General features: G+C 43.7%; 28 protein-coding genes and 2 pseudogenes. 24 read left to right on the top strand and 6 right to left on the bottom strand.

All coding sequences use genetic code 11. The annotated features are described in order from the left end of the window. Window positions 1-213: 213 nt before the first annotated feature. The 4 genes from AC3Y23_RS10540 to AC3Y23_RS10525 all read left to right on the top strand — a co-directional run bounded on the left by AC3Y23_RS10540 (window position 214) and on the right by AC3Y23_RS10525 (window position 5,082). A complete protein-coding gene (locus tag AC3Y23_RS10540) occupies window positions 214-1,023 on the top strand; it encodes a hypothetical protein (RefSeq protein WP_379198407.1) in 810 nt (269 codons plus the stop codon). Between the two features lie 155 nt (window positions 1,024-1,178). Then, window positions 1,179-2,654, top strand: coding sequence for a spore germination protein (locus AC3Y23_RS10535; protein ID WP_379198405.1), 1,476 nt, complete (start codon window positions 1,179-1,181; stop codon window positions 2,652-2,654). Window positions 2,655-2,741: 87 nt separating this feature from the next. Next, window positions 2,742-3,956 (top strand): Ger(x)C family spore germination protein, encoded by a 1,215-nt coding sequence (locus AC3Y23_RS10530; protein WP_379198610.1) that lies wholly within the window; start codon window positions 2,742-2,744, stop codon window positions 3,954-3,956. Window positions 3,957-3,993: 37 nt separating this feature from the next. Next, window positions 3,994-5,082 (top strand): GerAB/ArcD/ProY family transporter, encoded by a 1,089-nt coding sequence (locus tag AC3Y23_RS10525; RefSeq protein WP_379198403.1) that lies wholly within the window; start codon window positions 3,994-3,996, stop codon window positions 5,080-5,082. Between the two features lie 374 nt (window positions 5,083-5,456). Here AC3Y23_RS10525 and AC3Y23_RS10520 read toward each other — a convergent pair whose 3' ends face one another. After that, window positions 5,457-6,326, bottom strand: coding sequence for a LysR family transcriptional regulator (locus tag AC3Y23_RS10520; protein WP_379198401.1), 870 nt, complete (start codon window positions 6,324-6,326; stop codon window positions 5,457-5,459). A 150-nt stretch (window positions 6,327-6,476) separates the two neighbouring features. Between AC3Y23_RS10520 and AC3Y23_RS10515 the strand changes: the two genes are divergently transcribed. From AC3Y23_RS10515 to AC3Y23_RS10450, 14 genes are all read left to right on the top strand, one after another. Then, window positions 6,477-7,220 carry an SDR family NAD(P)-dependent oxidoreductase gene (locus AC3Y23_RS10515; RefSeq protein WP_379198399.1) on the top strand — a complete coding sequence of 248 codons (744 nt, stop codon included), beginning with the start codon at window positions 6,477-6,479 and terminating at the stop codon, window positions 7,218-7,220. Between the two features lie 65 nt (window positions 7,221-7,285). After that, a complete protein-coding gene (locus AC3Y23_RS10510) occupies window positions 7,286-7,618 on the top strand; it encodes an NIPSNAP family protein (RefSeq protein WP_379198397.1) in 333 nt (110 codons plus the stop codon). 251 nt (window positions 7,619-7,869) lie between these two features. Further along, window positions 7,870-8,895: an NADH:flavin oxidoreductase/NADH oxidase gene (locus AC3Y23_RS10505; RefSeq protein ID WP_379198395.1), complete on the top strand. Its 1,026-nt coding sequence runs from the start codon at window positions 7,870-7,872 to the stop codon at window positions 8,893-8,895. A gap of 149 nt (window positions 8,896-9,044) precedes the next feature. After that, window positions 9,045-9,479, top strand: coding sequence for a MarR family winged helix-turn-helix transcriptional regulator (locus AC3Y23_RS10500; protein ID WP_379198393.1), 435 nt, complete (start codon window positions 9,045-9,047; stop codon window positions 9,477-9,479). A gap of 313 nt (window positions 9,480-9,792) precedes the next feature. Then, a complete protein-coding gene (locus AC3Y23_RS10495; RefSeq protein ID WP_379198391.1) occupies window positions 9,793-10,257 on the top strand; it encodes a MerR family transcriptional regulator in 465 nt (154 codons plus the stop codon). Window positions 10,258-10,264: 7 nt separating this feature from the next. After that, window positions 10,265-11,212, top strand: a complete 948-nt coding sequence (locus tag AC3Y23_RS10490; RefSeq protein WP_379198389.1) for an SDR family NAD(P)-dependent oxidoreductase — start codon at window positions 10,265-10,267, stop codon at window positions 11,210-11,212. Window positions 11,213-11,532: 320 nt separating this feature from the next. Further along, entirely contained in the window at window positions 11,533-12,183 is a 651-nt protein-coding gene (locus AC3Y23_RS10485; RefSeq protein WP_379198387.1) for an ABC transporter permease, read from the top strand. Between the two features lie 24 nt (window positions 12,184-12,207). Beyond that, window positions 12,208-13,143 carry an ABC transporter substrate-binding protein gene (locus AC3Y23_RS10480; RefSeq protein ID WP_379198385.1) on the top strand — a complete coding sequence of 312 codons (936 nt, stop codon included), beginning with the start codon at window positions 12,208-12,210 and terminating at the stop codon, window positions 13,141-13,143. A gap of 21 nt (window positions 13,144-13,164) precedes the next feature. Next, window positions 13,165-14,493, top strand: coding sequence for an LLM class flavin-dependent oxidoreductase (locus AC3Y23_RS10475; protein WP_379198383.1), 1,329 nt, complete (start codon window positions 13,165-13,167; stop codon window positions 14,491-14,493). 63 nt (window positions 14,494-14,556) lie between these two features. Continuing rightward, window positions 14,557-15,909: an LLM class flavin-dependent oxidoreductase gene (locus tag AC3Y23_RS10470; RefSeq protein ID WP_379198381.1), complete on the top strand. Its 1,353-nt coding sequence runs from the start codon at window positions 14,557-14,559 to the stop codon at window positions 15,907-15,909. A gap of 464 nt (window positions 15,910-16,373) precedes the next feature. Next, the gene (locus AC3Y23_RS10465) at window positions 16,374-16,718 is read left to right on the top strand and encodes an ArsR/SmtB family transcription factor (protein WP_379198379.1); all 345 of its coding nucleotides are present in this window, start codon (window positions 16,374-16,376) and stop codon (window positions 16,716-16,718) included. Between the two features lie 28 nt (window positions 16,719-16,746). After that, window positions 16,747-17,259, top strand: coding sequence for an SRPBCC domain-containing protein (locus AC3Y23_RS10460; RefSeq protein ID WP_379198377.1), 513 nt, complete (start codon window positions 16,747-16,749; stop codon window positions 17,257-17,259). 85 nt (window positions 17,260-17,344) lie between these two features. After that, on the top strand, window positions 17,345-17,722 hold the full coding sequence (locus tag AC3Y23_RS10455; protein WP_379198376.1) for a VOC family protein: 378 nt from the start codon (window positions 17,345-17,347) through the stop codon (window positions 17,720-17,722). Window positions 17,723-18,008: 286 nt separating this feature from the next. Further along, on the top strand, window positions 18,009-19,370 hold the full coding sequence (locus AC3Y23_RS10450) for a VTT domain-containing protein (protein ID WP_379198374.1): 1,362 nt from the start codon (window positions 18,009-18,011) through the stop codon (window positions 19,368-19,370). 653 nt (window positions 19,371-20,023) lie between these two features. On the opposite strand, the gene AC3Y23_RS10445 is transcribed toward AC3Y23_RS10450, so the two are convergent. Continuing rightward, a complete protein-coding gene (locus AC3Y23_RS10445) occupies window positions 20,024-20,236 on the bottom strand; it encodes a hypothetical protein (RefSeq protein ID WP_379198372.1) in 213 nt (70 codons plus the stop codon). Window positions 20,237-20,279: 43 nt separating this feature from the next. On the opposite strand from AC3Y23_RS10445, the gene AC3Y23_RS10440 reads away from it, so the two are divergent. Continuing rightward, complete coding sequence (locus AC3Y23_RS10440) at window positions 20,280-20,435, top strand: hypothetical protein (protein WP_379198370.1); 156 nt, start codon at window positions 20,280-20,282, stop codon at window positions 20,433-20,435. Next, window positions 20,420-20,500 (top strand): annotated as a pseudogene (locus AC3Y23_RS10435) (hypothetical protein); the annotation flags it as partial. The gene AC3Y23_RS10440 and the pseudogene AC3Y23_RS10435, both read left to right, overlap by 16 nt. 128 nt (window positions 20,501-20,628) lie before the next feature. Here the strand turns inward: AC3Y23_RS10435 and AC3Y23_RS10430 are convergent. Both AC3Y23_RS10430 and AC3Y23_RS10425 read right to left on the bottom strand, forming a co-directional pair. After that, window positions 20,629-21,066 (bottom strand): WGxxGxxG family protein, encoded by a 438-nt coding sequence (locus AC3Y23_RS10430; RefSeq protein WP_379198368.1) that lies wholly within the window; start codon window positions 21,064-21,066, stop codon window positions 20,629-20,631. A 96-nt stretch (window positions 21,067-21,162) separates the two neighbouring features. After that, on the bottom strand, window positions 21,163-22,311 hold the full coding sequence (locus tag AC3Y23_RS10425) for an MFS transporter (protein WP_379198366.1): 1,149 nt from the start codon (window positions 22,309-22,311) through the stop codon (window positions 21,163-21,165). Between the two features lie 142 nt (window positions 22,312-22,453). On the opposite strand from AC3Y23_RS10425, the gene AC3Y23_RS10420 reads away from it, so the two are divergent. Together AC3Y23_RS10420 and AC3Y23_RS10415 are read left to right on the top strand one after the other, a co-directional pair. Beyond that, a complete protein-coding gene (locus tag AC3Y23_RS10420) occupies window positions 22,454-22,885 on the top strand; it encodes a DUF3231 family protein (RefSeq protein ID WP_379198608.1) in 432 nt (143 codons plus the stop codon). A 290-nt stretch (window positions 22,886-23,175) separates the two neighbouring features. After that, window positions 23,176-23,808, top strand: coding sequence for a LysE family transporter (locus tag AC3Y23_RS10415; protein ID WP_379198606.1), 633 nt, complete (start codon window positions 23,176-23,178; stop codon window positions 23,806-23,808). On the opposite strand, the gene AC3Y23_RS10410 is transcribed toward AC3Y23_RS10415, so the two are convergent. Beyond that, window positions 23,805-24,062 carry a hypothetical protein gene (locus AC3Y23_RS10410; protein ID WP_379198364.1) on the bottom strand — a complete coding sequence of 86 codons (258 nt, stop codon included), beginning with the start codon at window positions 24,060-24,062 and terminating at the stop codon, window positions 23,805-23,807. The two genes, AC3Y23_RS10415 and AC3Y23_RS10410, sit on opposite strands and share 4 nt — an antisense overlap. A gap of 283 nt (window positions 24,063-24,345) precedes the next feature. Here AC3Y23_RS10410 and AC3Y23_RS10405 point away from each other — a divergent pair, with 283 nt between their 5' ends. Beyond that, window positions 24,346-24,699: a hypothetical protein gene (locus AC3Y23_RS10405; RefSeq protein ID WP_379198362.1), complete on the top strand. Its 354-nt coding sequence runs from the start codon at window positions 24,346-24,348 to the stop codon at window positions 24,697-24,699. A gap of 86 nt (window positions 24,700-24,785) precedes the next feature. On the opposite strand, the pseudogene AC3Y23_RS10400 reads toward AC3Y23_RS10405, so the two are convergent. Next, a pseudogene (locus AC3Y23_RS10400) lies at window positions 24,786-24,965 on the bottom strand (L-dopachrome tautomerase-related protein); the annotation flags it as partial. Window positions 24,966-25,379: 414 nt separating this feature from the next. Between AC3Y23_RS10400 and AC3Y23_RS10395 the strand changes: the two are divergent. Further along, window positions 25,380-25,622 carry a spore gernimation protein GerQ gene (locus tag AC3Y23_RS10395; protein ID WP_379198360.1) on the top strand — a complete coding sequence of 81 codons (243 nt, stop codon included), beginning with the start codon at window positions 25,380-25,382 and terminating at the stop codon, window positions 25,620-25,622. The last annotated feature ends 2 nt before the right edge of the window (window positions 25,623-25,624 follow it).

Genomic DNA, 25,624 nt, shown 5'->3' with positions numbered 1-25,624 from the left:
AAATGGATTACAGTATTTGCCTATATTTTACATGATAATGGCTATCGAATCATTATGATGTATTCAAATATTAACAGCTATCCCGGCTATGTAATTATACTTCAGGGATAGCTGTTTCTTTATGACAAACTTCCTTTTATATCCATATTAATCCTATAAAATAGTACCCATAACTTGGACAAAATAGGCTTTACCAAATGAAGGAGGGGTACTATGAACGGCAAAGTGCTAAGAAATAGATTCTATGATGATCTCCAGGATGCCAACCAATTCGCAGAGCTAGAAACTGTATTGTTAAGCGAATCCAATTTGCCAGGACCGCGTGCAAATCTGGGAACTGCTGCTGTCTTTGCGGCTGCTTTTGAATCTAGTGAGGTCACGAGCGAGGCTTGGAATCTTATCTTGAAGTGGGTCAACACAACCGCTGCTAATGCGCCTACCAATAATCCCGGTGAGTTTTTACCTTTTTGTGGGCTGCAGGCGATGGGGGCTTACTTCGATTATGCAGAGCTTCCAAGAAAGCAGATCATCCTCGAAAAGTGCCAAGCGGCTATGAATGATGACAGATGGCGAATGCGCGAAGCTGCAGCGATGGCGCTCCAACGGATAGGGGAACGAGAATTTAATGTCATTCAATCCTTGTTTGATTCAATCGCTCCCCGAGCCAATCCACTGGAGAAACGCGCGTTTGTCGCGACATTGGCCCACCCACCTCTACTTAAAGACCCCTCCCACGTACAGTACGCCTTACAATTATCGGAACAAATATTGGATGAGATTACTGTCGTCGAAGTGAACTACGCAGCAGAGGATTACCGGGTATTATCCAAAGGGTTGGAGTATGCGGTCAGCCTGTTTGTAGAAAGGGCCCCTGATGCTGGTTTCGCGCTATTGGCCAAATTTGCTGTGTCAACGGATAAACGAATCCAAAAAATCGTAAAATCCAATCTGGGCAAAACAAGGCTTGCTACAAAATTCAGCCATGAAGTGAAGCAAATCCAACAGTTGCTGGAGAATGTGTAACGCTGAGCGAAGCCAATATTCTGATTCCCCTCTTACTCCCGGCTCCCCAAATGTTGTGTTCCTAACCATCGCTAGACAACTAGTTGTTTGTATATTAAAAAAGTAGGTTGGTTATATTAACAAAAATTAGCTGTTCAAAAAAGGAATGAATTGTAATGGCACCCAACCTGCAACATGACACGGCTACCCCCAGCTACAGCCTAGGCAGTAACTTGAATGAGAACCTCGAGCAATTTCAAGCTGTTTTTAATAAATGTGCGGATATTCAATATCGTCCTTTTGAGATCAATGTTGGGCAAAAAGGTTCACTTATTTACTTAAACGGAATGGTTGATACCAAAAACATCGATTTGGATATCATGAGACAGTTCATGGAGTCCAGTATTACCGGGGATATCGTTAGGTTAACGGATGATATTAAGCATACGATTCAGTCTAAGCTGAGCTTCATTTCTCAAGTATGCTGGGCGAAGGATTTTCAAGAAGTCGTTGGACATATTTTATCTGGGGATCTGGCTTTACTATTGGACGGGTGGACTCAGGTTCTGATTATGAATGCGAAAGGCTGGGAGAAAAGGGCGATTGAAGAACCCGCTACCGAAGCGGTAATCCGGGGTCCGAGAGAAGGCTTTCAAGAAGATCTGAGTACCAATATCAGTCTCATTCGCAGAAGGCTAAAGACGGCACAGCTCAAAATGGAGATGGTTGTGCTCGGCAAATTATCCAATACAAATATAGCAATTACTTATCTGGAAGGCGTGGCGAAGGATGACTTAATTGCCGAAGTGAAAAAAAGAATCGGTAGTATTCGCATTAATGCGATTCTGGAAAGCGGATATGTAGAAGAACTGATCGAGGATCATTCGTTATCGCCCTTCCCGCAAGTGGTGATTACAGAACGGCCGGATAAGGTGGTCGGCAATCTGCTCGAAGGCAAGGTCGGGATCATGATTGACAATACGCCGTTTGTAATCATTGTTCCCGGTACTTTTTTTCAACTGTTACAATCTCCCGAGGATTACTATCAGAGATACCTCGTTGCTTCGTTTATCCGATTATTGCGTCTATTGGCCGTTGTCTCATCACTGTTATTGCCTTCGCTGTACATTGCTTTGACGACATATCATCACGAGATGATCCCGACTATGCTGCTAATCAGTATAGCATCTTCCCGAGAAACTGTACCATTTCCTGCCTTTGTTGAAGCCTTGCTGATGGAAGCTTCATTTGAAGCCTTGCGGGAAGCGGGGGTGCGGCTTCCGAGGCCGGTTGGGCAAGCTGTAAGTATCGTAGGAGCATTAGTAATTGGTCAAGCTGCTGTAGCGGCCGGTATTGTGTCTTCACCACTAGTTATTATTGTGTCGATGACCGGTATTGCTTCATTTATCTTTCCAAGCTTTCAATTAGGGCTTTCCTTCCGCTTGCTTCGTTTCCCCATGATGGTTGCCGCAGCAACGCTGGGACTCTATGGTATCTTAATGCTGTTTATCATGCTCCTGCTTCATATGCTGAGTCTCCAGTCTTTCGGTCATCCGTACATGGCGCCATTGGCGCCTTTACGCTTCAACGGCATTAAAGATGTCGTTATTCGTGCCAACAGGCTCCGTAGGTTTAAACACTCGTCTCGTTAAAATAAAGCAGGTGTTAAACGCCGGTTCTAAACCCATTTTCGTCAAAGACAACAAAAATATTATGTCACAAAAGGGTTTGAGGTCTTGATGAGAAAACTGATGCTTCTGTTAGTTAGTCTTATAATACTTGTATCACTGACGGGCTGTTGGAGCAGAGTGGAATTAAATGACGTGGCGATCGTCACGGGAACTGCAATAGATCTTGCTGAGGATGATAGGCTGGAGTTAAGTTTGCAGATTTTGAAGGTTAAGATGACCAAGGGGATCAGTGAAAAAGGAGGCTCTGGCGAAAGTGCAACGCTCATCGTCTCCGGGACGGGAGAATCTATTCTGGATGCGTATCAGACCCTTCAGAAGAAGATGTCACGTATTATTATTTTCTCTCATAATCGGGTGGTTATCGTAGGCGATAAATTCGCCCGCGCGGGGATCACACCTGTGCTCGAATTCTTCTCCAGGCACCGGGAAGCGCGGGGGACGAACTATTTATTGACGACTAAAGGAGAGGCGAAAGATGTATTAATGGCTCGCCCTAATTTTGAAATCTTTGCAGCCGAGGAGATCCGGGAAGAAGAGAAAGCCTTGTTTATGGATAGCGCCACGATTCGGGGTTTTATTTTTTGCCTGCTTGAAAAAGGGATCGAGCCCATGAGCACACAAATTCAAATAGTACCCTTAAGCAATTCCAAAAGCAGTCAATCTCAAAGCGATCAGTCAGGATTTGGTGTGGTTGGCGTAGGCATTTTTAACAATGATAAGCTGATCGGATGGATGAAACGGCGAGAGGCAGAGACCTTATTATGGCTTCAAAGTAAAGCAAAAAATGCTGCTGTACTAACCGCCACGCTACCTGATGAAAAGACTTCAACAGAGAAGATATCCGGTAAAATCAGTGCTCAGCTCTACAAGATCAAAACAAAGATAAAGCCCATCATTCAAGGTGAGAAGATAAGCTTTAATATCAACCTTCAGATGTCTGGTGAGTTATTTGAAAATACAACCAAACTTAGCTTCACTGAGACGGAAAGTTTAAAAAAAGCTCAACAGGCGCTGGAGCGAGAGGCTGAGAACAGGGTAATGTCTACTTTAGATCAGTTAAAAAAGAAATACAAATCGGATGTTATTGGCTTTGGAACTTACTTGCATAGAGCTAACAAAAAAGCATGGAATGAGAATTATTCCAAACGTTGGCAAGAGGTATTCCCAAATGTAGAATTTCATACGAACGTGCAGTTTGAAATTGTCGGTACCGGACGTGTGAATGACTCCATGTTATGGGATGAAGAGAAAAAAGAGAAATAGTCCGGAACAAATTTAACAAAGGAATAGGGACGACGCTATGAATACCATCTCACGGCACCAATTGTTGGCCATTTCGATTATTTATCAAATTGGGACGACCATCATATTTGGTTTCGCTGCAGGCGCAGGACAAGATTCCTGGCTAGCTGTTCTGATCTCCACGATTTTAGGGGCAGGCGTCGTCCTTATGTATGTTTATATCACAAAATTAAACCCGGGGCTGACCTATATTGAATGCTATCCGAAGCAATTTGGCACCTTACTGGGCACACCTTTGGCTTGGCTGCATCCGCTTTTATTCTTGTATATTGCGGGAAGAATCCTCGCGGATATCAACAATTTGGTGCCCTCGACCATTTTGCCGCGTACGCCATCCTGGGCGATTTTAGTCGTCTTTATGCTGGTCCTCACGTATAGTCTGTTTTTAGGGCTGCGTGTAATGGGGAGACTTGCCGAGCTGATGCTGCCGATTCTAGGCATTATCTATGCAGTGGAAGTTATCTTGATTTTTAGCTCTGGAGTAGTGCACACCAATAATCTGTTGCCATTGCTTGATCAAGGGTGGGGCAGAGTATGGAAAGTGGTATGGCCGCTGGGGATCATTCAATCCTACGGGGAGTCTCTCGCGCTGGCAACAATCTGGACTTCCGTTCAGCCCAAGGGGAAAGTCGGAAGGACAATGCTAATCTCGACATTCCTGGCTGGTAGCTTCATTGCTTTCACAGATGCTTTGGCCGTTTCCGTATTCGGAGAAGAGATTTTCAAGCGTGCAACATACCCGATGTATGCCTTAATCCAAGTAATATCTGTAGCGGATTTCATTACGCAGCTTGATGCGACAGGCGTCTTGTATTTTTGCTTTATGGCATTCCTGAAGACCTATATTTACTTGTTTGCAGCGGTCCGGTGCATTCAACAACTCACGTATGCTTCAAACTATCGTGTTTTCATAATACCTGTCGTCATCATTGTGTTCCTGGTAGGTATCACGATGGCTCCAAATGCACTTGAACATATTGCCGTTGTCGAGAAAGTCGTTCCGCATAATCCGATCTATTTATCATTAATGTTCGTGTTGCCCATGATACTAATGCTAATCTCATGGTTTCGGCGTAGCAAGACATAACCTGACCTGAGAAGGAGAGGCGCTGAAATGGCTGATTGCATACCATTCTGGAGATCGGATGTTATGCTGCAATCTATTCTACAAACCGAACATATGTTCTTTATCGGTGAATATCGCATTTTTTGGCTTAAAAACTGACTCTATTTGGATGCCCAGGTCGATGCTTTATAGGTGTTACGACTTATTTACGACATTTATGGACGCTTTTAACCAATACGATCGAAAAATGCTGTTTTTACGTATACAGAACATATGTTCTGTATTGCTAAAAATCGCATTTTATTTGTGCTTCCCAGGCAAAGCAATGTATAGGTTCTGCTTGACCCTCATTGCTTTACGGGCCTAGTCATTACTTGAATAGCTATTCCAATAATTTAGCTGAAGTGGGACCGCATCTCCGACAAAAAGGCTGATAATGCAGGTGTCATTAAAGTGTCCTTTCGCATAATGAACACGGTTTGCGCCAAAGCATGTTTGTCAGAGATGGTATGACAGCGGACACGGCCTTGCTGCTCCGACACGGCTACTATGGAACGCGGCATAAGCGAAATCCCCAGGCCGGCGCTGACACAACCAATGATCGTTTCAAGCGATGCGAATTCCATCATCTTCTCAGGCGAGATCCCTTCTTCCTGGAGCATCTGACTTAATTTGGACCGATAGGTGCAGCCGCTTGGAAAGACAAGAACCGTGCTAAGCTGTATGTCACGGATTGCCTGAACGGGCGGATGGGAGAGTGGGGTGACAAGAACCATCTCTTCATCAATGACAGTTTCTTGAACCAATTCTGGATGCTCCACAGGACCAGATACGAATGCTCCGTTCAACTCATAGTGAAGAACCCCATGAAGATGCTGCTCGGTTGGACCTGTGATTAAAGAAAAGTCGACCGCCGGATATTCGGCGTGATATTTAGTAAGCAGCGCAGGTAGCCGAACGGCAGCAGTGACTTCCAGGGACCCGATGTGAAGCTGTCCCGAAGGGACGGCAGTGTCTCCAACGGCCAACCTAGCTTCTTGAATGACATGCAATATTTTCTCCGCATACGTTATCAGGGTCTGTCCGGAAGGGGTAAGCGTAATTCCTCGATTGTGACGGTAAAATAACTGTGTCTGCAAATCGGCTTCCAACTGTTGAATCTTATGCGTCACATTGGATTGGGCAAAGTTTAATTTATTCGCAGCTTTGGATATGCTTCCTTCCTGAGCTGTGGTGAAAAACACTTTGAGCAACTGAATATCCATATAGTCCTCCTGTAAAGTTAGCTTGGGTATCTTGATTATAGATACTTGGCATCGTGATTCTGTATTATACATGATAGCAGATATCATTGTATTATGAGTGGGCAGATAAATTCAATTACCTATTAAAAGGTAGACAAAGGAGATAACAACATGAGTTTTCAAGATAAAGTGGCAGTAGTTACAGGCGGAAGCAGCGGTATCGGTAAGGCAGTAGCGATTGAGTTGGTACAACAAGGTGCAAATGTAGTGATCAACGGGCGCCGTGAGCAAGTCTTGGCTGCAGCCGCTAAGGAAATCGATCCAACAGGTAAGCATATCGCTTATGTTATCGGCGACATTTCAGATCCACAAATCGCAGAACGTTTAATTGCTGAAGGATTATCCCGTTTTGGACGTATCGATACCTTGGTGAACAATGCCGGCATTTTTATATCGAAATCATTCACAGACTACACTAAGGAGGACCTTGAATCCAAGCTGGCGGTCAATCTCACAGGATTCTTCCACGTGACCCAGCATGCGGTGAATGAGATGTTGAAGACGGGTTCTGGTCACATCGTTAACATCACGGCGAGTGGGGTTGTTGAGCAGCCGATTAAAGGTGTGCCATCCGTTCTTGCGGCCCTGACCAAAGGGGGCTTGGCTGCGGCAACGAAATCACTTGCCATTGAGTATGCCGATAAAGGCATTCGCGTAAACGCAGTAGCGCCAGGGATTATCAAAACACCGATGCACCCTGTAGAGACACATGATTTCTTGGCTAAGTTGCATCCTATTGGTGTAATGGGCGAGGCTCAAGATATTGTGAATGCTATTCTATATCTGGAATCTGCACAATTCGTAACCGGTGAGATCCTTCACGTCGATGGCGGCCAAAGTGCTGGCCGGTGGTAAGCTATAGAACATCTTGCAGATGGAGATCATACTTGGATTCATAAAATGAACGGAGGATGGTGTTTATGCTATATGAACTGCGGATTTACCATGTAATTCCTGGTCGCATGCAATCCATACTGGATCGATTCCGGGATGGTACGATATCAATTTTTGCCAAGCATCATATGAAGGTCACTGAGTTTTGGGTCGAAGCGGATGAATCCACGAATCGGTTGTACTACGTACTTGAGCATCGTGATTTGGCTTCACGTGAACAGAACTTTAAGGCTTTCCAGGAAGATCAGGAATGGCTCGATCTTAAAGAGAGAACGGAACAAAACGGACCCTTACACGAGAAAATCGACGTTGTATATCTGAATAGAGCAGATTTTTTTCCAGATGGAGTAAGGACCTAAGAGATAGTGATAACTAAAAATCCGCTATAGCTCCAAAAATAAATGGTGAGATGTGTTATCAGATAATTGGAGAAAAATAAGAATTTACATCGCCTGGAGGCGATGTTTTTTCTTTTCTTAGAGCTGTAGTTGACAATGAATTTTTTATTTAATATATTATATGCATCTGCATGCATTTAATTTTGGTGTGTTGATAACTATTACAAGCAAGTTGATCATTGATCAATATGCATATAAAGAGGAGAGAGAACATGAACTATTTATTCAGCCCGTTTGAATTCAAATCCTTGCAATTGAAGAACCGTGTCGTTATGCCTCCAATGTGTCAATATTCCGTAGTCAATAAAGATGGTATTGCTAATGAATGGCACTACAATCACTATGTAAGCCGAGCGGTTGGGGGAGCTGGATTGATCATTATAGAGATGACAGATGTAGATCCGGATGGTCGTATTTCTGATTACGATCTCGGGATCTGGAATGATGAGCAAATTCCTGCCTTGTCCAGAATTGTCGATGCCATTCATGCGCAAGGCGCAAAGGTGAGTATTCAGATTGCTCATGCGGGACGTAAGGCAGAGGATGCTGCCGTTCCGGTTGCGCCTTCAGCTATTCCTTTTAGCGCTAAATCCAAGACTCCACGGGCATTAACTACTGAAGAAGTGAAAGGAATGGTGGAGAAGTTCCGCCTTGGCGTTAAACGTGCGGTGCAGGCCGGAGTGGATGTCATTGAGCTGCATGGTGCACATGGTTATCTCATTCATCAATTCCATTCTCCGTTAACGAATCGCAGAACAGATGAATACGGTCAGGATTTAACATTGTTTGGTAAAGAAGTGATTGCTGCCGTAAAAGGCGAGATGCCTGAGGGTATGCCATTAATTATGCGAATCTCTGCCAAGGAATACACGGATGGCGGGTATGATTTGCCGGAGAGTGTGGAATTTAGCAAAGCGTACAAAGAAGCAGGGGTGGATATTTTCCATGTCAGCTCCGGGGGCGAAGGTCCTGTATCTCCTGCTAATGCCCCAGGAACACAAGCCGCATATCAGATTTCACTAGCCAGAGAGATCAAGCAAACCTTGCAAGTTCCGGTTATTGCCGTTGGTAGATTAGATGAGCCGGCAGTTGCGAACGCAGTTATTGCTAATGAAGATACTGACCTTGTAGCCATTGGACGAGGAATGCTGAGAAATCCATATTGGGCATTAACTGCTGCAGATTCACTCAAACAGGAAACTAACATTCCTAAGCAATATGCTAGGGGTTTTAATTAAGCGAATCTGCATCTCTAACAATTTATTACGCTATTTTATTGCTACACTTGCTGTGTATTGGGCGAGGTATGCTGCGTAGTGCATCATTAAGTCTTATGATATTATAGGAGAGATGGTGTACAGCATTACCTTTAGAAAGGAAGTATAAGATGTCTACTACGTCTAATCCTAATCTTATCGCTAACTGGCTAGCCTTCACACAAATGCAAATGAATGTTGCGAATAAATTAGAGGCCAAGCTTTTGGAAAAACACAATTATTCTTTAAATGATTTTTATATGCTGATGTTTTTATCGCAAGCGCCCGAGAAAAAACTTCGATTACAGCAACTGGAATCAATGATCGGACTGAGTCAAAGTGCTGTATCAAGACTTGTGAGTCGTTTCGAGGCACGAAGTTGTGGTGCTTTGGAAAGAATCATTTGTGATGAAGATCGCCGTAGCAGCTATACAGCTTTGACAGATATCGGACAGTCTAAAATAGACAGCGCGATGGCCACGTTCAATGAAGTATTGTCTGAAGCTTTCTCTACTGAGGAAGTTAGAAAACTTTTTGAACAAATCATGTTGAGTAAAAAGCCGTGAACAGCTTAACACATAATGCAGTGGATTCAAGCCCACTTGAGTTGGACAAAACAAAACACTTTCAGAGGATGCTCCCATGTCAGCGGACGTGGCGAACAACTTTGAAGGTGTTTTTTCTTATGCACGGTAAAGCATACTAAACGAGAGCCTTTTAGGAAAACATTGAAATACAGCCGCTACACCTGGTTGCTTGACTTGGAGTGTACTCCAAGTTGTACATTTAAACGGCTAAGCAATTAGAAACTCAGGGATTTACGATCTGCAGTACGGCGAACCCTGGATATATATCTACAAGGAGGCTTCTTTAACGAAAATGTCCCACTTAACTGGTAACACTGAATGGGCTAGTCTCACCCAGAAAATTCCGGAGCTTGTTACCTCTATCAAGCAAGCCGCACAATTGACAGGGCTGACGGAAGATACAATTCGTTATTATGAGAAAATAGGCTTGCTGCCCTATGCGGATCGTAAGAAAAACGGGCATCGGGTGTATAGTCGTGAACAAATTCATAGTATTCTTTTTCTAACCCGCTTGAAAGCGACGGGGATGACGCTAGCAGAAATGAAACGTTTTCAGGAAATGACGAGTTCCGGTGATGAAACTATACCTGGAAGACTGTCCCTACTGGAGGAGCATAACCGAAATATTCAATGCGAAATTGCTAGATTGTCTGAAATTCAAAAAATCATTGCCTTTAAGATTGAACACTTTCGGGAGCTTTTCGAAAACCCAAGCGATAAGAATTGTACAGAAACTTCAATGGAAGAGGAGAGGTGAAAGATAAATGCAAACAGCTGCAAAAACGGTCATCATTACAGGAGGCAATACAGGTCTCGGGTTTGAAACGGCAAAAGTCATAGCCAGTGCCTCAACCGAGTGGCATGTCATCATCGCATCACGCAGTCAGCAAAAAGGAAACGAAGCGGCGCAAGCCTTGATTCACGATACTCGGAATCCCCATATCTCTGCGATGGTACTGGATTTGTCCTCGTTCTCGTCGATTAAGCAATTTGCAGACCAATTCACGAAGGCGGATCATCCTCCGCTGCATGCAATCGTCTGCAATGCCGGCGCGGCTTTTGTACAGGGCACTCAAGTAACAGCGGATGGCCTTGAAGCAACCTTTGGAGTTAATCATATGGGTCATTTTCTGCTCGTGCGGCTGCTGTATCATCAACTGATGGAGCCAGGACGAATCGTTGTTGTTAGTAGTGATACGCACCAGTCAAGGGGGAATTCTGCGATGTCTGTTCGCTACGCAAGCCCCGGAACTATGGCCGATCCTGTGGCTTCGGATCAGTACCTGCACGATCTGAACGACTTTTCCAAGGGAATGGTACGTTATGCGACCTCCAAGCTTACTAACCTGTACTTTACGTATGAGCTGTCACGCCGAGTTCAGCAGTCCAAGCCATCCATCTCCGTTGTCGCCTTTAATCCTGGCGCGATGCCTGGTAAAGGTTCGGCATTGGCCAGAGACTACAAGCCCTTTATGCAGTTTATCTGGAATCATGTCATGCCGCTGTTTCGCTTCGTCAGCTCGGCTATTCGTACAACTAAGCAGTCCGGCAATGACCTTGCGCAACTGGTATTAAAAAATTCTTTGCAGAGCGGAACGTACTGGGACGGCCCGAAGGAAATTGCCTCCTCCGAAGAATCCTATGATCTCAGTCGTGCGCTTGAGCTATGGGATTGGAGCAGTGAAAGGGTGGAGCTGAACAAGGAGCTCTAACATAAATATACGTATACGTGTTTCATTTATAAGAAAAACATATAAATCCGATAAGATTATATAATATTAGTTGTTGACAATTTACTAGTGTGAATATAATATTAAATTGTGATTATCAATTATTACAATATAATAATTCAAGAGGTCGACCATACCATTCGGAGGTCTCATTTTCCTGTAAGCTAACGCGACGGGAAGATGAGTCCTTTTTTTATATGGAGAAAGGATTTGAAGATGATAAGAGTTATGGATGTGGAGTTTAAACAAGGGAGCAAAATCTATGCCTGCAAGGGATTTGCCCAAGAACGGGAGGTTGTCGTTTGAACCATTTTTGGAACACGCTACAGGAGGATTGGCCAATCGTCATTGAAAAGACTTTACAGCACATTGAATTGTCTCTTCTTTCTTTGGCATTGGCTTGTCTGATTTCAATTCCTTTTGGAATCTATCTTTCGCGCCATAAGCGATTGGCCAATTCTATTATTACAGTTGTTTCTGCCGTACAGACGATTCCCGTTCTGGCACTATTCGGCTTTATGGTTCCAGTGTTCGGCATTGGCTTTAAACCAGCGCTGATCGTGTTAACCTTCTATGGAATTTTGCCGGTACTCCAGAATACATATGTGGGTATCACTTCGGTCAGTCCTGCACTGACTGAAGCAGGTCGCGGGATGGGGATGTCAAACTGGCAGCTGCTATGGATGGTTCAAGTACCGATTGCACGCAGCTATATTTTGGCCGGTGTAAGGCTAATGGCCATTCAGATGATTAGTATGGCTACAATCGGGACCTTCATTGCTGCTGGCGGACTAGGAGATATTATTACGACAGGGATTAATGATATGAACACTGCACGAATTCTGGAAGGTGCAATCCCTGTATCTTTGCTGGTTATTCTGATCAATATTGGCTTGCTACAACTCAATCGATTCTTAACGCCTAAAGGGCTTCGTAAGAATAAATCCAACTAAACAACTAAGAATGGGGAGAAATTTATGCAATCATCTAAGAGATCATCAGTTCATAATTTGAAACAGCGAACGTTTAAACAGGTAAGCATTCTACTGTTAGCTATCATTGTTCTTGTTATTGCCGGTTGCAGTAACGCTAAGCCCTCTAAAATCGTTATCGCGACTAAGGGGAATACCGAGTCAAATGTTATGCAACAGTTGCTGAAATTTATTGTGACGGAAAATACCTCGCTTAATGTTGAAACGGTGAAGCTCGATAACAATATTCTTTGGGAAGCGATTAAGAAGGGCGATGTCGATGCCTATGTGGAGTATACGGGCACAGCTCTAATGAATATTTTGAAACAGCCGCCAGAGCGTGACCCAGAGAAGGTCTATAACACGGTTAAGACCATGTTGAACGAGCAGGAGCATTTGACAATGCTGGATCCGCTCGGATTTGACAGTACGTACGCTTTTGCTATACGGAAGGAAGTTGCGGATAAATACGGGATTACTAACCTCACGCAATTGGCAGAGCATTCCAACGAACTAATATTTGCAGCAGATCCGATGATCGAGAAATCCAACCGTCCAGACGGCTATAGACTCGTTAAGGAAGCGTACGGCTTTAACTTTAAGAAGCTTCTCGGGATCTCCAGTCCACCGCTACAGCTGGAAGCTCTTAAAAATAAAGAAGCAGATGTAATGATCACCCTGGCTACGAAAGGTATTTTTGAGGTGAACAATCTCGTTCCGCTGGCGGACGATAAACATATCTTTATTCCTTACTATGCTGCACCGCTCGTACGCAATGAGACGCTAGAAGCACATCCTGAGCTTAAAGAAGTACTTAATAAGCTGAGCAACAAAGTTTCACTTGAAGCCATTCGCGAGATGAACAGACAGGTCGACGCTGAGCAGAAAGAGCCGGAAGATGTGGCCAAAGCATGGTTGAAGCAGGAAGGCTTTTTGAAATAATCGATTGGGAGGAACTCGTAAATGGGTAATCATAACCGTCAAATGTCACTTGGAGCCATGATGTTTTATCCATCCGGTGAGAATATTGCTAGCTGGCGTCACCCAGAGGTGGATGCCTCACAAATGCTGGATTTCGATTTCTATAAGAATATCGTTCAGACAGCAGAGCGCGCTAAATTCGATTTGTTTTTCTATGCGGACAATCTTTATGTTTGGGATCGTTTTGATTCAAGTATCCGCGGGGCCAATAGCATTCGTCCAGAACCGATCACGTTAATGGCGTCTCTGGCTTCGGTAACGAAAAATATTGGACTAGCAGCTACGATTTCTACATCGTATAACGACCCATACCATATTGCGCGTAAACTGGCCACACTGGATCATTTCAGTAAGGGTCGGGCGGCATGGAACGTGATCACTTCTTCAGCCAATGAAGAGGCTCGTAATTTCAATAAAGAGAGTCACCTAGAGCACAGCACACGTTATAAGCGGGCTCGGGAGTTCGTCGATGTCACACTTGGCTTATGGGACAGCTGGGAAGAAGACAGCATCGTAGCAGATAAAAAGCGGGGGGAATTTGCCGATCCCGACAAGGTACATTATCTGAACCATGAAGGTGAGTTTTTCCGGGTCCGCGGTCCGCTTAACGTTACTCGCCCGCCTCAGGGGTATCCGGTTCTGGTTCAGGCTGGGGCTTCCGATTCCGGAAGAGAGCTAGCAGCAAGTAGCGCTGAATTGGCTTTTACCCCCTGGGTACCATTAGAAGAGGCCAAGGCCTACTCTGAAGATTTGAGGGGACGCCTGTCTAAATACGGCAGAGAGCAGCACGAATTGAAAATCATGCCTTCATTTATGCCTATTATCGGAAGAACAGAAGCTGAGGTCCAAGCAAAGCGTGAGCTTATCGATGGACTGATCCCCGATTCTTTACTTGCTGATCTGCTATCGCATTATTTAGGACAGGATATTACTCATTTGTCGCTGGACGAGCCGCTTCCTTTTATCCCGAGCCTGGATCAGCACAACCAAAGCAAAAGTCGGATGGAGCGTGTTATTCGTTTACTGGAGAAAGAGCGCCTGACGCCACGTCAGCTTTTCAAAAAAATCTACAACAATGGAGTTGCCGGTACTCCGCAACAAATTGCCGATATTATGGAAACTTATTTTAAAGAAGGGGCAGCGGATGGGTTTATTATGCCATTCCCTAATCTGCCGGGAGGCCTTGACGATTTTATAGAGCTAGTAGTGCCTGAACTCCAGCGCAGAGGACTATTCCGTACGGAATATCCTGGTGGTACGTTGCGGGACACCCTGGGATTGACCAGGCCTGTCAGTCGTTATGCACGATAAGGTGTAAATCTAGTTTGAAATTAATCATATAAGAATCAAACACATGACAGGGAGGCTAACAATGTGAGCACACAGCAACGGCAAATGACGCTTGGGGCAATGATGTTCTACCCGGCGGGAGGGCAAATCTCCAGTTGGAGGCATCCGGGCTCGATTCCCGAAGGACTGCTTGATTTTAACTATTATAAGAATATCGTTCAGACTGCAGAACGCGGGAAATTCGATATGTTCTTCTATGCAGATGATCTGTATGTATGGGATCGCTTTGAATCGGGCATCAGCCATTCCAGCACCATTCGCCCTGAGCCCTTCACCTTGCTCTCGGCGCTGGCCGTTGCCACAAAGCATATCGGGCTGGCGGCGACAATATCCACCACCTACAATGAGCCATATCATATCGCCCGGAAGATGGCTACACTGGATCACATCAGCAATGGGCGGACCGCATGGAATGTTGTTACCTCGCAAACGGATGAGGAGGCGCGCAATTTTGGCCTTGAGAAGCATCCGGAACATCATAATCGATATGAACGAGCCGAGGAGTTCGTTGATGTGACGCAAGGACTGTGGGACAGTTGGGAAGATGATGCGCTGCTCTTTGATAAAGAGAGCGGATATTTCGCAGATAAGGACAAGCTGCATAATATCCAGCACAAGGGCAAACACTTCCAGGTGCAGGGTCCGCTCAATGTAGCAAGACCCCCGCAAGGTTATCCCGTGTTAGTTCAGGCGGGAGCTTCGGAGGCTGGCAAGGAGATGGCAGCAGCTAGAGCGGAGGTCGTCTTCGCACTTGTCAGCTCTTATTCTGCCGAGGGACTACTGGCTAGTCAGCAGTTTTATGAGGATCTTAAGGGGAGAATGGCCAAGTACGGAAGAAGCCGGCATGATCTAAAAATATTGCCTGGCATTATGCCGATTATCGGCCGGACAGAGGAAGAGGCGAATGAGCAGAAGGCGCTCATTGAGAGCTTGACGCCGCCGCAGTTAGGTCTGGATATCCTTTCCCATCATCTTGGCCAGGATGTTTCCTCTTACCCCCTTGATGAGCCGCTACCAATTCGACCGGATCTTGATCAATATAATCAGAGTAAAACCGTTCTCAAGGGCATTCTTGATCTGATGGACAAGGGACTGACGCTTCGCCAGCTATATGAGCGAGTGACTAACAAACGCTCAATTGCTGGAACGCCGGAGCAGATCGCCGATATTATGGAGGAATGGTTCCTGAAGGGAGCAGCGGATGGCTTTAACGTCTCGTTCTCTCACCTGCCGGGCGGCCTGGATGACTTCGTTAATCTGGTTGTTCCTGAGCTGCAACGCAGAGGAGTGTTCCGCACAGAGTATACCGGACGCACGCTGCGTGACCATCTGGGACTTAAACGTCCCGCCAATCGTTATACTACGCTCCGCGTGTAACTGAAAGTGCATTTAATGCCCGGATTTTTATTTTTCTACTATATAAGAGAGCTCTCTTTCCCTGCGTCTTCGGACGGGTGAAGGAGGGCTTTTTTTTATCTTTGATGAGATATAGAAAAGGGCAGGAAAACTATGGCGATGCGCTTCTTAACTCATGAAACGGAATATGTTGATGTTTACTTTTACTACTGAAATTTCAGATGTAAAATTCGGATTAATATAGAAAAAGCGAGCAAATAATAAGGGGGTAGGGGCGTTCATGTTGATTACAAATCCTTCCCGGAATGCTACTTTCTAAATTACGATTTAAATACAAAGTCAACTAATAATTACCATGAAGTTTACATTCAATATTCCTTGACAGGAATATTCAGTATAAGGTATATTATGAGCGTCAGGTTGAAAGTTACCCTAAATCAAGGAGATGATTAGACAAGAAACCATTGTATACAGAGGTGAGTAACATGTCCGGCATACGTCCGGGAATGGACATAACGACGCTGAGTGCTTTAGCTGAACCTAATCGCATGAATATTGTTCAATTGTTGAGTAACGGTCCTCTAGCCGTGGGTGAAATCGCCGACCGACTGGGGCTTCGTCAGCCACAAGCATCGAAGCATTTGAAAGTGCTTAGCGATAGCGGGATTGTGGAAGTGCGAATTGATGCGAACCGCCGGATTTACACACTCCGGCCTGAGCCCTTCCAAGCAATGGATTCTTGGGTCCAGTCCTTCCGTCATATTATGGAAGAACGGTTAGATAACTTGGATAATTACTTACGTGAACTGCAAAATAAGGACAAACCGTAACATCATTAGATTGGGAGGGATAATAACAATGTCAAACAAAATGGTGTCAAGCGTAGAGAACGATCGCGTCCTGGTGCTAGAGCGTGTATTCGACGCTCCACGCGAACTTGTTTTCCAGATGTTTAAAGAAGCAGAGCATATCAAACATTGGTGGGGACCAAGAGGCTGGGAGATCCCGGTATGCACCATCGATTTCCGTCCGGGTGGCGTATGGCATTACTGTATGAAGTGCGTAGATCAGAATCTAGGTACATTTTACGGGATGGAATCGTGGGGGAAAGGCATTTATAGTGAGATTGTCGAGCCGGAGAAGATCATCTACACTGATTACTTTTCGGATGCTGAAGGTAATGTAAATGAATCCCTGCCATCGACCTTAATCACGTTGGAATTTATAGATCTGGGCGGCAAGACTAAACTGGTAAATCGTTCTGAATATGTGTCGGCAGAGGCGCTTAAAACCGTAATGGACATGGGCATGCTGCAAGGAATCACTGAAACTTGGGATCGACTGGAAGAACGGTTGGAGTCATTTAAGTAAAGGTCTGTCCCACAAGTCGACTATGATTGTTTGTTAAAATGCGAAGGTTTGAGATTAATTAATCCATCTAAGGGGTGCATATATTATGATTAACAAAATTGGCCAAGTTATGTTGTATGTGAATAATCAAGACGAGTCCAGAGATTTCTGGACAGAAAAGCTGGGGTTTGAAGTGATTGCGGATGTAACCAATGGCCCGATGAGATTTATCGAGCTTGCTCCTGAAGGTGCAGCAACTAGCATTGTTCTTCATAATAAAGAGTTCGTTGCCAATATGAATCCTGGAATGAACCTGGGAGCACCATCTTTAATGTACTTCACCGAAAATTTCGATCAATTATATCGTGATTTGAAGGACAAAAATGTCACCGTTGGAGATATTGTAGAACTTCCCAATGGAAGAGTGTTCAACTTCGCAGATAATGAACAGAATTATTTTGCTGTCATGGAAAAAGGACAATAATAAGAAAAGAAATGAATTATCAGAAGCTGATCCCAATGGTCAGTTGCTAATACAATTTCAATAAAAAAGCTCCTGAACTCGTTCTTGCGACAGTTCAGGAGCTTCTTCAGTTAGATAACGATACGCCACCAAACGGGATTCATGGGTTTTCAATTGCGCTGGATTGGGGAAAAGTATTAAAAGCTGGTGTGAGTAGGAATGATATTAATAAGGTACTTCGTTCGTCCTCTCGGGGATGACGGAACGGTAATTCCCAAGGTTGCTGGGTGTCGTCGTCATCAGCGCTATGATCACGTCCACGTTAAAATCCAACAGAACAAGGCGGGGTGATCGTCTGCAATCCGCCTATATTTCGGAAGGTGACTACATATTGACGAATTTGCTGGAACATTACGGATACGGGCTTATCTTTTTGTTCTTGTGCCTCGAAATGCTGGCATTGCCGCTTCCGGGGGAGATGTTGATGAGCTATATCGGCCTCTCTGTATATGAACATAAGCTGAACTGGTTCCTTAGCATCGTGGCTGCCGGGTTAGGGGTCTTGATCGGAGTAACTCTCTCTTATTGGATTGGTTACCGTTTGGGGAGGCCGTTCATCGCGCGATACGGAGAACGTGTCCATCTTTCGGAAGAACGCGTGGACAAAATGAGCTTCTGGTTTGAAAAATATGGGGATAAACTGCTTTTAGTAGCTTATTTCATCCCTGGAGTCCGGCATATTACCGGGTATTTTTGCGGCGTGACACGCATGCCATTTAAGCGTTACGCTCTTTTTGCCTATACCGGCGCGATCTTTTGGGTGAGCTTGTTCATCTCCTTGGGTAAAGTTCTTGGCCTCAAATGGGAGAAGTATCATTCAACGGTCAACCGCTATATGATCATCTTTGGTATCGCATCGGCACTCCTGACCATCGTAATCTATGTGTATCGCAAGTATAAAATTAAGGTAGTCGAAACACTCATGCAGTTACTCATACAGGGTGGGCGCCACTTTAACTCGTTCGGTAGGGTTCGGTTTCTATTGCTCGCATCGTTTGCCTTTTTCGTTTTATTTTTCTCGCTGATGCTCGTTTTGATCGAGGACTTTCTGGCCCAGGAATTCGGGCAGTTTGATGAGATCGTGTCTTATCTGGTTGCAGTCACATTCGGTACCGAATGGAGGGGATGGATGCATACCTTTACGAAGCTAGGCACATTTTATTTCTATGGTCCCGTGCTTGTTTTGGCAGCACTTTGGATCATGCGGCACAGTAAAGAGCGTAGATTAGACTTGAACTTTCTTGTATGGGTAGTTGCCGGAGGAGAGTTAATTGACGAGATTTTGCGCATGGTGTTCCATCGTTTAGGACCTGTAACGGCTGGCTTTCAGTTTTTGAACACCTTCCCAAGTAAAGAGACGTTGATTTCGCTGACAGTATGCGGTTTTTCGGCTTTCTTACTGCTGCGATATTATAGCTTTCGATATATCCGGGTGCCCATCATTTTGAGCGTAATCCTAATCTGCCTGGCAGTAGGGATCAGTCGGATTTATTTCAGGATGCAATATCCCAGCGACGTCTTTGCAGGATATGTATTCGGCGGTGTATGGGTCAGTCTCAATGTTATGCTTTTAGAGATTCTCCGGAAATTGAGAACGGTTAGGGGATAGACACATCATGAAAAGGAGATAGCGATTATGCTATTAGAGAAGAGATTCCCAATGAATAATAGCGCTTTCACAAAATCAGATTTTTTGATCTGAATCGAGAACTCTGATTTAGGATTAGCCAGCAGAATTGAATAAATATCGGTGGAACTCAGAGCTTGTGGTGTAAACTACATTTATTAAAGTCAAAAATTAAAGTAAATAATCGAAATATAAATAACAGTTACAAGTCATACAAATAACCATTTTTGCTGGAATCACTCAGAAATAACCGCGAGATTCAAAAAAGCAATTTCAACTAAGAATAAACCGTGTGAAAACTAACATGAATTAAATTTGGGATAAGACGAAAGTGTATAATTGTAAATATGAAACGGATATAAACAAGTTCGAAATCATTGAACATATACAACAAATAACAGCTCAAACAAGCGCTCCTGGTTGTTATTCTTATACTTATTCACAAAACCCGTATTTTGTACATATGTATGTAGGTAAGAATTAACCCTCCTCATGGTATCAATTACATTATATGCATTTTTACACTGTAAAATAATAAGTTTTGGGTTTTGGTTGTACTGGCCTTCAATCCCATTTGGATAAGCGGCCTTTTGATAAACTTTTTCTTTTAGTCGGTGTCTGATCATCAGAGGCGGTTATTTTAAACTGTTCCAATGAAGATCACGAATTGCTTTCCAGGATATCACCTTAATATTTTGGTTCTTAATCAGTTCTTTCACATCAGGACGATTTTCATAAAATTTGTTTGAGATACGGATTTCCGACGCATATGTACCATCCCTTTGAGATTTCTCTATCAGTTGGATTTCCTTAAGCTCGTTTTTAGCTCTATTTTTTGCGATTTTCATTTTCTTTGCTTCAAGGAGTAAACCTAACTGCTGACCATTATTTATGTTATTTCAATCGGAATTGTCTGCGGACGGTGTCCTGATTACGGTCATTACGCTGAGCGAGACAGACGCCCGCCTATTAAACGAACCGGACACCAACAAGCTGATGGAAGAAATCAATCAGCTTGTCCATAGCAACTCATCAAGGAGACCTTAAGCAAATTTCTTTATGAGAAAACAAAACGGCGTCTAATGATTCTTCCGATCATTATTGAAGTGTAAATGTTCACGTTTTCGCTTATGATATCCTCAAGTTACGCTCAACTCAAGCTGCCAATGCAAAACCCCATCAAGCATAAACTTGATAGGGTTTTGTTGAAAAAAGTTGTTCCCTTGTGGCATTAAAAAGCTTAGCTTCTTTCGGAGCTTCTTTTCCGTAAACCTGTAAGTCCAATTAAGCCCAAAAGACCCAACCAGCTCCAATTATTCCCCCGATTTTCATCTGAGACTGCTTGGGCTCTGTAATTCCCATTCTGAATATCTGTTGAATTCTCATTCCCCGTTGTATTAACATTCTTTGCATTCAAGTTGTCATAAGTTTGATTGACTGAGTAGTATGCTTGAATTCCAGTGTTTGTACTATCCTGGTATGCAAATGCTGGAATACATAAAAGCAAACTAAGACATACAACTGATGCAAGAGCAGCAACCTTCTTCATATTTTTTTCCCTCCAAAAATTATTGGGCAGGGTAGCACCCAAAAATATTCTCCCCTTTTCTAGACTTCCTATCCAAAGAATCTTCAGTCTGCCTTGCTGTTGTTCTACATATTCATCGTATTGATTCATAAGATTAAATAATGATATTCCGACTTGTAGGTTCAAAAGTTGTTTCGTTACTTAAACTGATAAGTTCGCCACAAAATTTGAACGATCCAAGCTGTACTACCGCACACGTCGGCGCATTGGATCCCCTTTCGTATGCTTGATGCTACTTCGCTTCTGATCGTTCTCTCCACCTGTCTTCCCCTTGCTTGGAGTAACAGCTAATAAGGATAATAGTCCCCCGACTGCTCCTACGGCAGCCATGGTACCGAATAAGACCCAATGCCCTTGACTCATTAAAAGTGAAACGACCGGTGGCCCCATTGCAACCCCTATAAATCTCATGCTGCTGTTTAAGGAAGTAATCGTACCGCGGTTCTCTTTATCAATTCCTTCCGTGATCAGTGCATCCATACAAGGCAATACAACACCATTCCCAATCCCACTTACACTTAAGAATCCTACCATGAAATAAATATTCTTACTAATGCCTGTAATCAGCATTGCACTCATGAGCAGAACCATTTCGATAAAACCGAGCCATTTCATCAACAGCTTGTTTTTCCCAATGATTCTGCCGCTTCCATAAGAGGCCAGACACAATAGCGCAAGAGGAATTGCCAGCACAAATCCCTTTGAAGCTCCATGCAGTTTATACTTCGACTCCAAGGTCTTGGATAAATAGAACAACACTCCAAAGGTCGCAAACATACAAATTCCTCCAATGGTAAAGATGGCGTACAACCATCGACCCTTCTCATGCAAGATTCCTTTGATGCCGTTCAAAAATTGCCCAATGCTTTTCGTTTCAGCCCTCTCCTCTATTTTTGGTTTTTTAACAAGAAATACAACCAGCGTAAAAGAAATTAGACACAAGACCGGAATCGCTATAAAGGGCGCATACCATAGCAATGTACCGAGATAAGCACCAAGGATTGGACTTAACACTTTACCGAAGGTGTTGGAAGTCTCAATGACTCCCAATCCTTTAGTGACCTGCCTTTCATCTTTGAATAGATCCCCTATGAAAGGAAGTACGATCGGAAATGAGCCAGCTGCTCCGATTCCTTGGAGAAAACGCCCTCTAAGTATTACCCAATAAGCATTAACTCCAGTTAAGAACCAGGCATCGGCAACACAAACGGCTCCGCCTATGGCAGCAAGCAGTAGACTTGGTAATATGACGATTTTCCGACCAAAACAGTCAGATAAATATCCAGCCACTGGAATCATCAAGATAGCGACAAGTCCATAAATGGTGATGATCATACTGATTATTGTGGTCTTTAAGGTTGTATTTATAGCATTGTTACTCCAAAGGCAATGCTGTCATTCTAAAGAGGAATTTAATAACTATATTATTTTTGGGCATGCTAGTACTTGTTCAAATCTAACAATAAGGAGCCTATTAATGACAGGGATTTTAGGCGGAAATTCAAAAGAAGAGCCCATGCATTATGGAGAGATTTTTAATGTGTGGACGACATCAACGGCTGCAAAAGGGCTAGTATCACTCTATCGAGCATTTCAATCTCATGCTGGCGACGATGACCTAAAAAAAGTACTTGGCGATTTAATTAACCAGGCTGAGCTGGAAAGCAGTGAGTGTGACGCTCTCCTTGGGGCAGTCGGTATTGCTTCAGTGCCCACACTCCCTGACCGTCCGGAAGTACAGGTGGAGGATATTCCCGTAGGTGCCAGGTTCACCGATGTGGAGATCGCATCCAAAATCGCTGCAGATAATGCCGCTGGGCTGGTGGGCTGCAGTACCATTATGGGAATCCTGCACATGAACAAGAAAAAAGGTTGGCTGATTCCTCCCCCATTACATGTCAAAGGCTGAGTGCCACCCTTCCAGACATTCTTTGTCTAGCGCAAAGTGTTATCTTCAAAGCCAGTGAAAAACATGGCTTTCTAAGTTCGCTTAAAAGAACTTTCAAAAAACGGCATTTTTCTTTTTTATAAGGGAGATGCCGTCTTCTCATGTTTTCAACTTTATGAGATATGTGTTTTTTATTTGGCTAACTTCAAAGTTTCTTTTAAGTACTTTGGCCTTGATTTTTCACGTTTTTTTTGGTTGTCCTACAACTATCTTTATGGGAATAAGCTATCTACATAAAGGAGGCGGACAACATTAACGTATTTATAGGTTATATTTTTCTGGGGCTATCCCTTTCAGCTCCTATCGGTCCCATTAATGCGGCGCAGTTGGATAAGGGACTCCGCGGAGGGTTCATGCATGCCTGGGCTGTTGGCCTTGGGGCAGTATGCGCCGATATTATTTACATGCTGCTCGTCTATTTTGGCCTCATTCATCTGCTGAACGCCCCATTTGTTAAAGTCTTCTTGTGGCTGTTCGGGTTCTTTGTTCTCGTCTATTCAGGTGTAGACAGCATTAAAAATTCAGGAGAAATCTCAGCTGTTGGACTGAGGGGAATCGATGCCTCACTATCCAAACCTTATCTGTCGGGATTCCTGATGTCCTTATTTAATCCCCTCTCCATCCTATTTTGGCTGGGTATCTACGGCTCAATATTAGCCAAGGCGGTTAGCGAGTATCCGATGCAGCAGTTATTGATCTACAGTGGAGCAATAGTCTTCGGAATTCTGCTCTGGGACGCAACGATGGCTGCAGCCTCCAGCCTCTTTCGTAAATTCCTGACCGTCCATGTATTAAAGGCGATCTCCGTTCTATCAGGTCTGTCACTGATTGGCTTTGGTTTTTATTTTGGTGTACAGGCTGCACGGCTGCTCTTTTTTCATTAGACCTTGTTCTTTCGTGACCTGATACTTTTGATTCGAAACTCAGCACCACCCTTCAGTGAACGATATTCATTGGTCTGTCCGTCTACAGCGTGCTCCTTAACAGAACCGTCCTTCTTGGCACGGAAGTGTTGAACGATCCAATCACTCAGCGCAATCACCGCAATAATTCCTATAGTGCCTGCTATGCCTAACAAGCTCAGTTGCCACCATTTCAGTTTTTTGTCTTCTTCAATTTTACTGGAAGTTTGCTTCATGAATTCCGTCCTCATTCTGATTAGAATTTGAGATATTTCTCTAGAATCCCCCACAGGCGAGATTGTTATTTAAGGTAAACATAATAAAAAAACTGTTACCAGAAAGGATGACAAGCTTCTTTTCTATTTATAATGTTATTTTAAATGGCTATCATGATTCTACCTGCCTTTACCTAACTATTAGCGTTGTTATACTACATACCAAAATAAAGAAATTTACATGTATAATTTAATTTTGATTAAGCAATCTAATTATAGATTTAAAATTTAAAGGAGGTATACAATGTCATACCAATCCACTCAACAAATTAAAAACTCTATTCAACAGCTGATTCATCAAACTGAGCAAGCAAGTCAGAACTACCAACGCTTGCTTCAACAAGAACAGCAAAATACCCAACAATTAGAACAATTAGCTCAACGTGAAAGACAAGCTGCCAATACGATTCAATCCGCCCTTCAAGGACACCAGGTTGCTATACAGCAATTACAATCAATGATTCAAGCGGTTAACCAAATCGAAAGTAACTCCAATAATTTTCCAAATATTAATAACGCAAATGTCGGATATAACCAAAACTATGCAAATCAAGCACATACGAGTTTAGGTTTCCCCAACCCGTTCGCTGATCGTTAATTCAAACAAAAAGAAGCTCTATTTTAGAGTGCCGAGAAACCCAGGCTATTTAAATATCCTGGGTTTCTTTTTTTGCATTGCAGGCAAAAGCCCGTCGCAGCGGTATCCAGTACCCACTGGGTTCCCCTTCCATCAGTAATTACACTTTGGACACTGATGAAGGACCTAGTGATATGCAACCGACCCTCAACAACTTCCGCAACCGTAAATGTAACGTCATCTCCCCATTTCGGAAAGCAAATAAAGATACGCCCGGTTTCGATTACCTATAAAATGTTCAAGACTTTTTCTAATCCCTGGGTCTTAATCATTTTTACGTCTTTTTGAAAATGTCGAGACATCTTAAAGAAACAAAAAACTTCGGCGCAAGCCGAAGCATTTTACGGTGACTCTCTCAGATTCTCTCATCGAGCTTATTGCCTGATTTCAAGCCGTCTGCACCTCAGAAACCGCGTTAGATGCATGCTGCTCCAGCGTATTACCACTCGAGTTAAGTGCACCTTCTGCCGGTTTTCTTGCATTTTCTGTGGCTAGATCAAGTATGCGGTTGAGATTTTGTTTATATCCCTGCGACTGCATGGGAATATTCGGATCTTACTTCTCAGGCATTCCATTTTAGTATAAGATCCAATGCATTGGAAAATCTAACGTTGATGAAAAAAGGAGGTGTTCATCTCTGAATGGCTAATCCAACGCTAGCGCCGCACGAATCGATGGAACTGCATGAAGCGTTAAACTTCAAAACGCTCTGCCTTGCTAAGTCGAAACTTATGCAAGGCCTGGTCTTTGACCAAGAGCTAAAAGCCTTAATGCAGAAAGACGTAACTCAATCCATACAACAGATCGCTGAGCTGCAAGCAATATATGCAAGAGCTCCTTTCCAAGCACCCGTTCCGAATAATCCGATACCTATAACACATTAAGG

The organism is Paenibacillus sp. MAHUQ-45 (assembly GCF_058133325.1).
The sequence above is the reverse complement of the archived record's forward strand: the minus strand, read 5'-3'. Positions and strand labels throughout refer to the sequence as shown.

What these genes read in the sequence shown, in the direction of transcription:
- AC3Y23_RS10540 (WP_379198407.1), top strand. Translation starts at nt 214, where the DNA reads ATGAACGGCAAAGTGCTAAGAAATAGATTCTATGATGATCTCCAGGAT.
- AC3Y23_RS10535 (WP_379198405.1), top strand. Translation starts at nt 1,179, where the DNA reads ATGGCACCCAACCTGCAACATGACACGGCTACCCCCAGCTACAGCCTA.
- AC3Y23_RS10530 (WP_379198610.1), top strand. Translation starts at nt 2,742, where the DNA reads ATGAGAAAACTGATGCTTCTGTTAGTTAGTCTTATAATACTTGTATCA.
- AC3Y23_RS10525 (WP_379198403.1), top strand. Translation starts at nt 3,994, where the DNA reads ATGAATACCATCTCACGGCACCAATTGTTGGCCATTTCGATTATTTAT.
- AC3Y23_RS10520 (WP_379198401.1), bottom strand. Translation starts at nt 6,326, where the DNA reads ATGGATATTCAGTTGCTCAAAGTGTTTTTCACCACAGCTCAGGAAGGA.
- AC3Y23_RS10515 (WP_379198399.1), top strand. Translation starts at nt 6,477, where the DNA reads ATGAGTTTTCAAGATAAAGTGGCAGTAGTTACAGGCGGAAGCAGCGGT.
- AC3Y23_RS10510 (WP_379198397.1), top strand. Translation starts at nt 7,286, where the DNA reads ATGCTATATGAACTGCGGATTTACCATGTAATTCCTGGTCGCATGCAA.
- AC3Y23_RS10505 (WP_379198395.1), top strand. Translation starts at nt 7,870, where the DNA reads ATGAACTATTTATTCAGCCCGTTTGAATTCAAATCCTTGCAATTGAAG.
- AC3Y23_RS10500 (WP_379198393.1), top strand. Translation starts at nt 9,045, where the DNA reads ATGTCTACTACGTCTAATCCTAATCTTATCGCTAACTGGCTAGCCTTC.
- AC3Y23_RS10495 (WP_379198391.1), top strand. Translation starts at nt 9,793, where the DNA reads ATGTCCCACTTAACTGGTAACACTGAATGGGCTAGTCTCACCCAGAAA.
- AC3Y23_RS10490 (WP_379198389.1), top strand. Translation starts at nt 10,265, where the DNA reads ATGCAAACAGCTGCAAAAACGGTCATCATTACAGGAGGCAATACAGGT.
- AC3Y23_RS10480 (WP_379198385.1), top strand. Translation starts at nt 12,208, where the DNA reads ATGCAATCATCTAAGAGATCATCAGTTCATAATTTGAAACAGCGAACG.
- AC3Y23_RS10475 (WP_379198383.1), top strand. Translation starts at nt 13,165, where the DNA reads ATGGGTAATCATAACCGTCAAATGTCACTTGGAGCCATGATGTTTTAT.
- AC3Y23_RS10465 (WP_379198379.1), top strand. Translation starts at nt 16,374, where the DNA reads ATGTCCGGCATACGTCCGGGAATGGACATAACGACGCTGAGTGCTTTA.
- AC3Y23_RS10460 (WP_379198377.1), top strand. Translation starts at nt 16,747, where the DNA reads ATGTCAAACAAAATGGTGTCAAGCGTAGAGAACGATCGCGTCCTGGTG.
- AC3Y23_RS10455 (WP_379198376.1), top strand. Translation starts at nt 17,345, where the DNA reads ATGATTAACAAAATTGGCCAAGTTATGTTGTATGTGAATAATCAAGAC.
- AC3Y23_RS10450 (WP_379198374.1), top strand. Translation starts at nt 18,009, where the DNA reads ATGATCACGTCCACGTTAAAATCCAACAGAACAAGGCGGGGTGATCGT.
- AC3Y23_RS10445 (WP_379198372.1), bottom strand. Translation starts at nt 20,236, where the DNA reads ATGAAAATCGCAAAAAATAGAGCTAAAAACGAGCTTAAGGAAATCCAA.
- AC3Y23_RS10440 (WP_379198370.1), top strand. Translation starts at nt 20,280, where the DNA reads ATGTTATTTCAATCGGAATTGTCTGCGGACGGTGTCCTGATTACGGTC.
- AC3Y23_RS10430 (WP_379198368.1), bottom strand. Translation starts at nt 21,066, where the DNA reads ATGAATCAATACGATGAATATGTAGAACAACAGCAAGGCAGACTGAAG.
- AC3Y23_RS10425 (WP_379198366.1), bottom strand. Translation starts at nt 22,311, where the DNA reads ATGATCATCACCATTTATGGACTTGTCGCTATCTTGATGATTCCAGTG.
- AC3Y23_RS10420 (WP_379198608.1), top strand. Translation starts at nt 22,454, where the DNA reads ATGACAGGGATTTTAGGCGGAAATTCAAAAGAAGAGCCCATGCATTAT.
- AC3Y23_RS10410 (WP_379198364.1), bottom strand. Translation starts at nt 24,062, where the DNA reads ATGAAGCAAACTTCCAGTAAAATTGAAGAAGACAAAAAACTGAAATGG.
- AC3Y23_RS10405 (WP_379198362.1), top strand. Translation starts at nt 24,346, where the DNA reads ATGTCATACCAATCCACTCAACAAATTAAAAACTCTATTCAACAGCTG.
- AC3Y23_RS10395 (WP_379198360.1), top strand. Translation starts at nt 25,380, where the DNA reads ATGGCTAATCCAACGCTAGCGCCGCACGAATCGATGGAACTGCATGAA.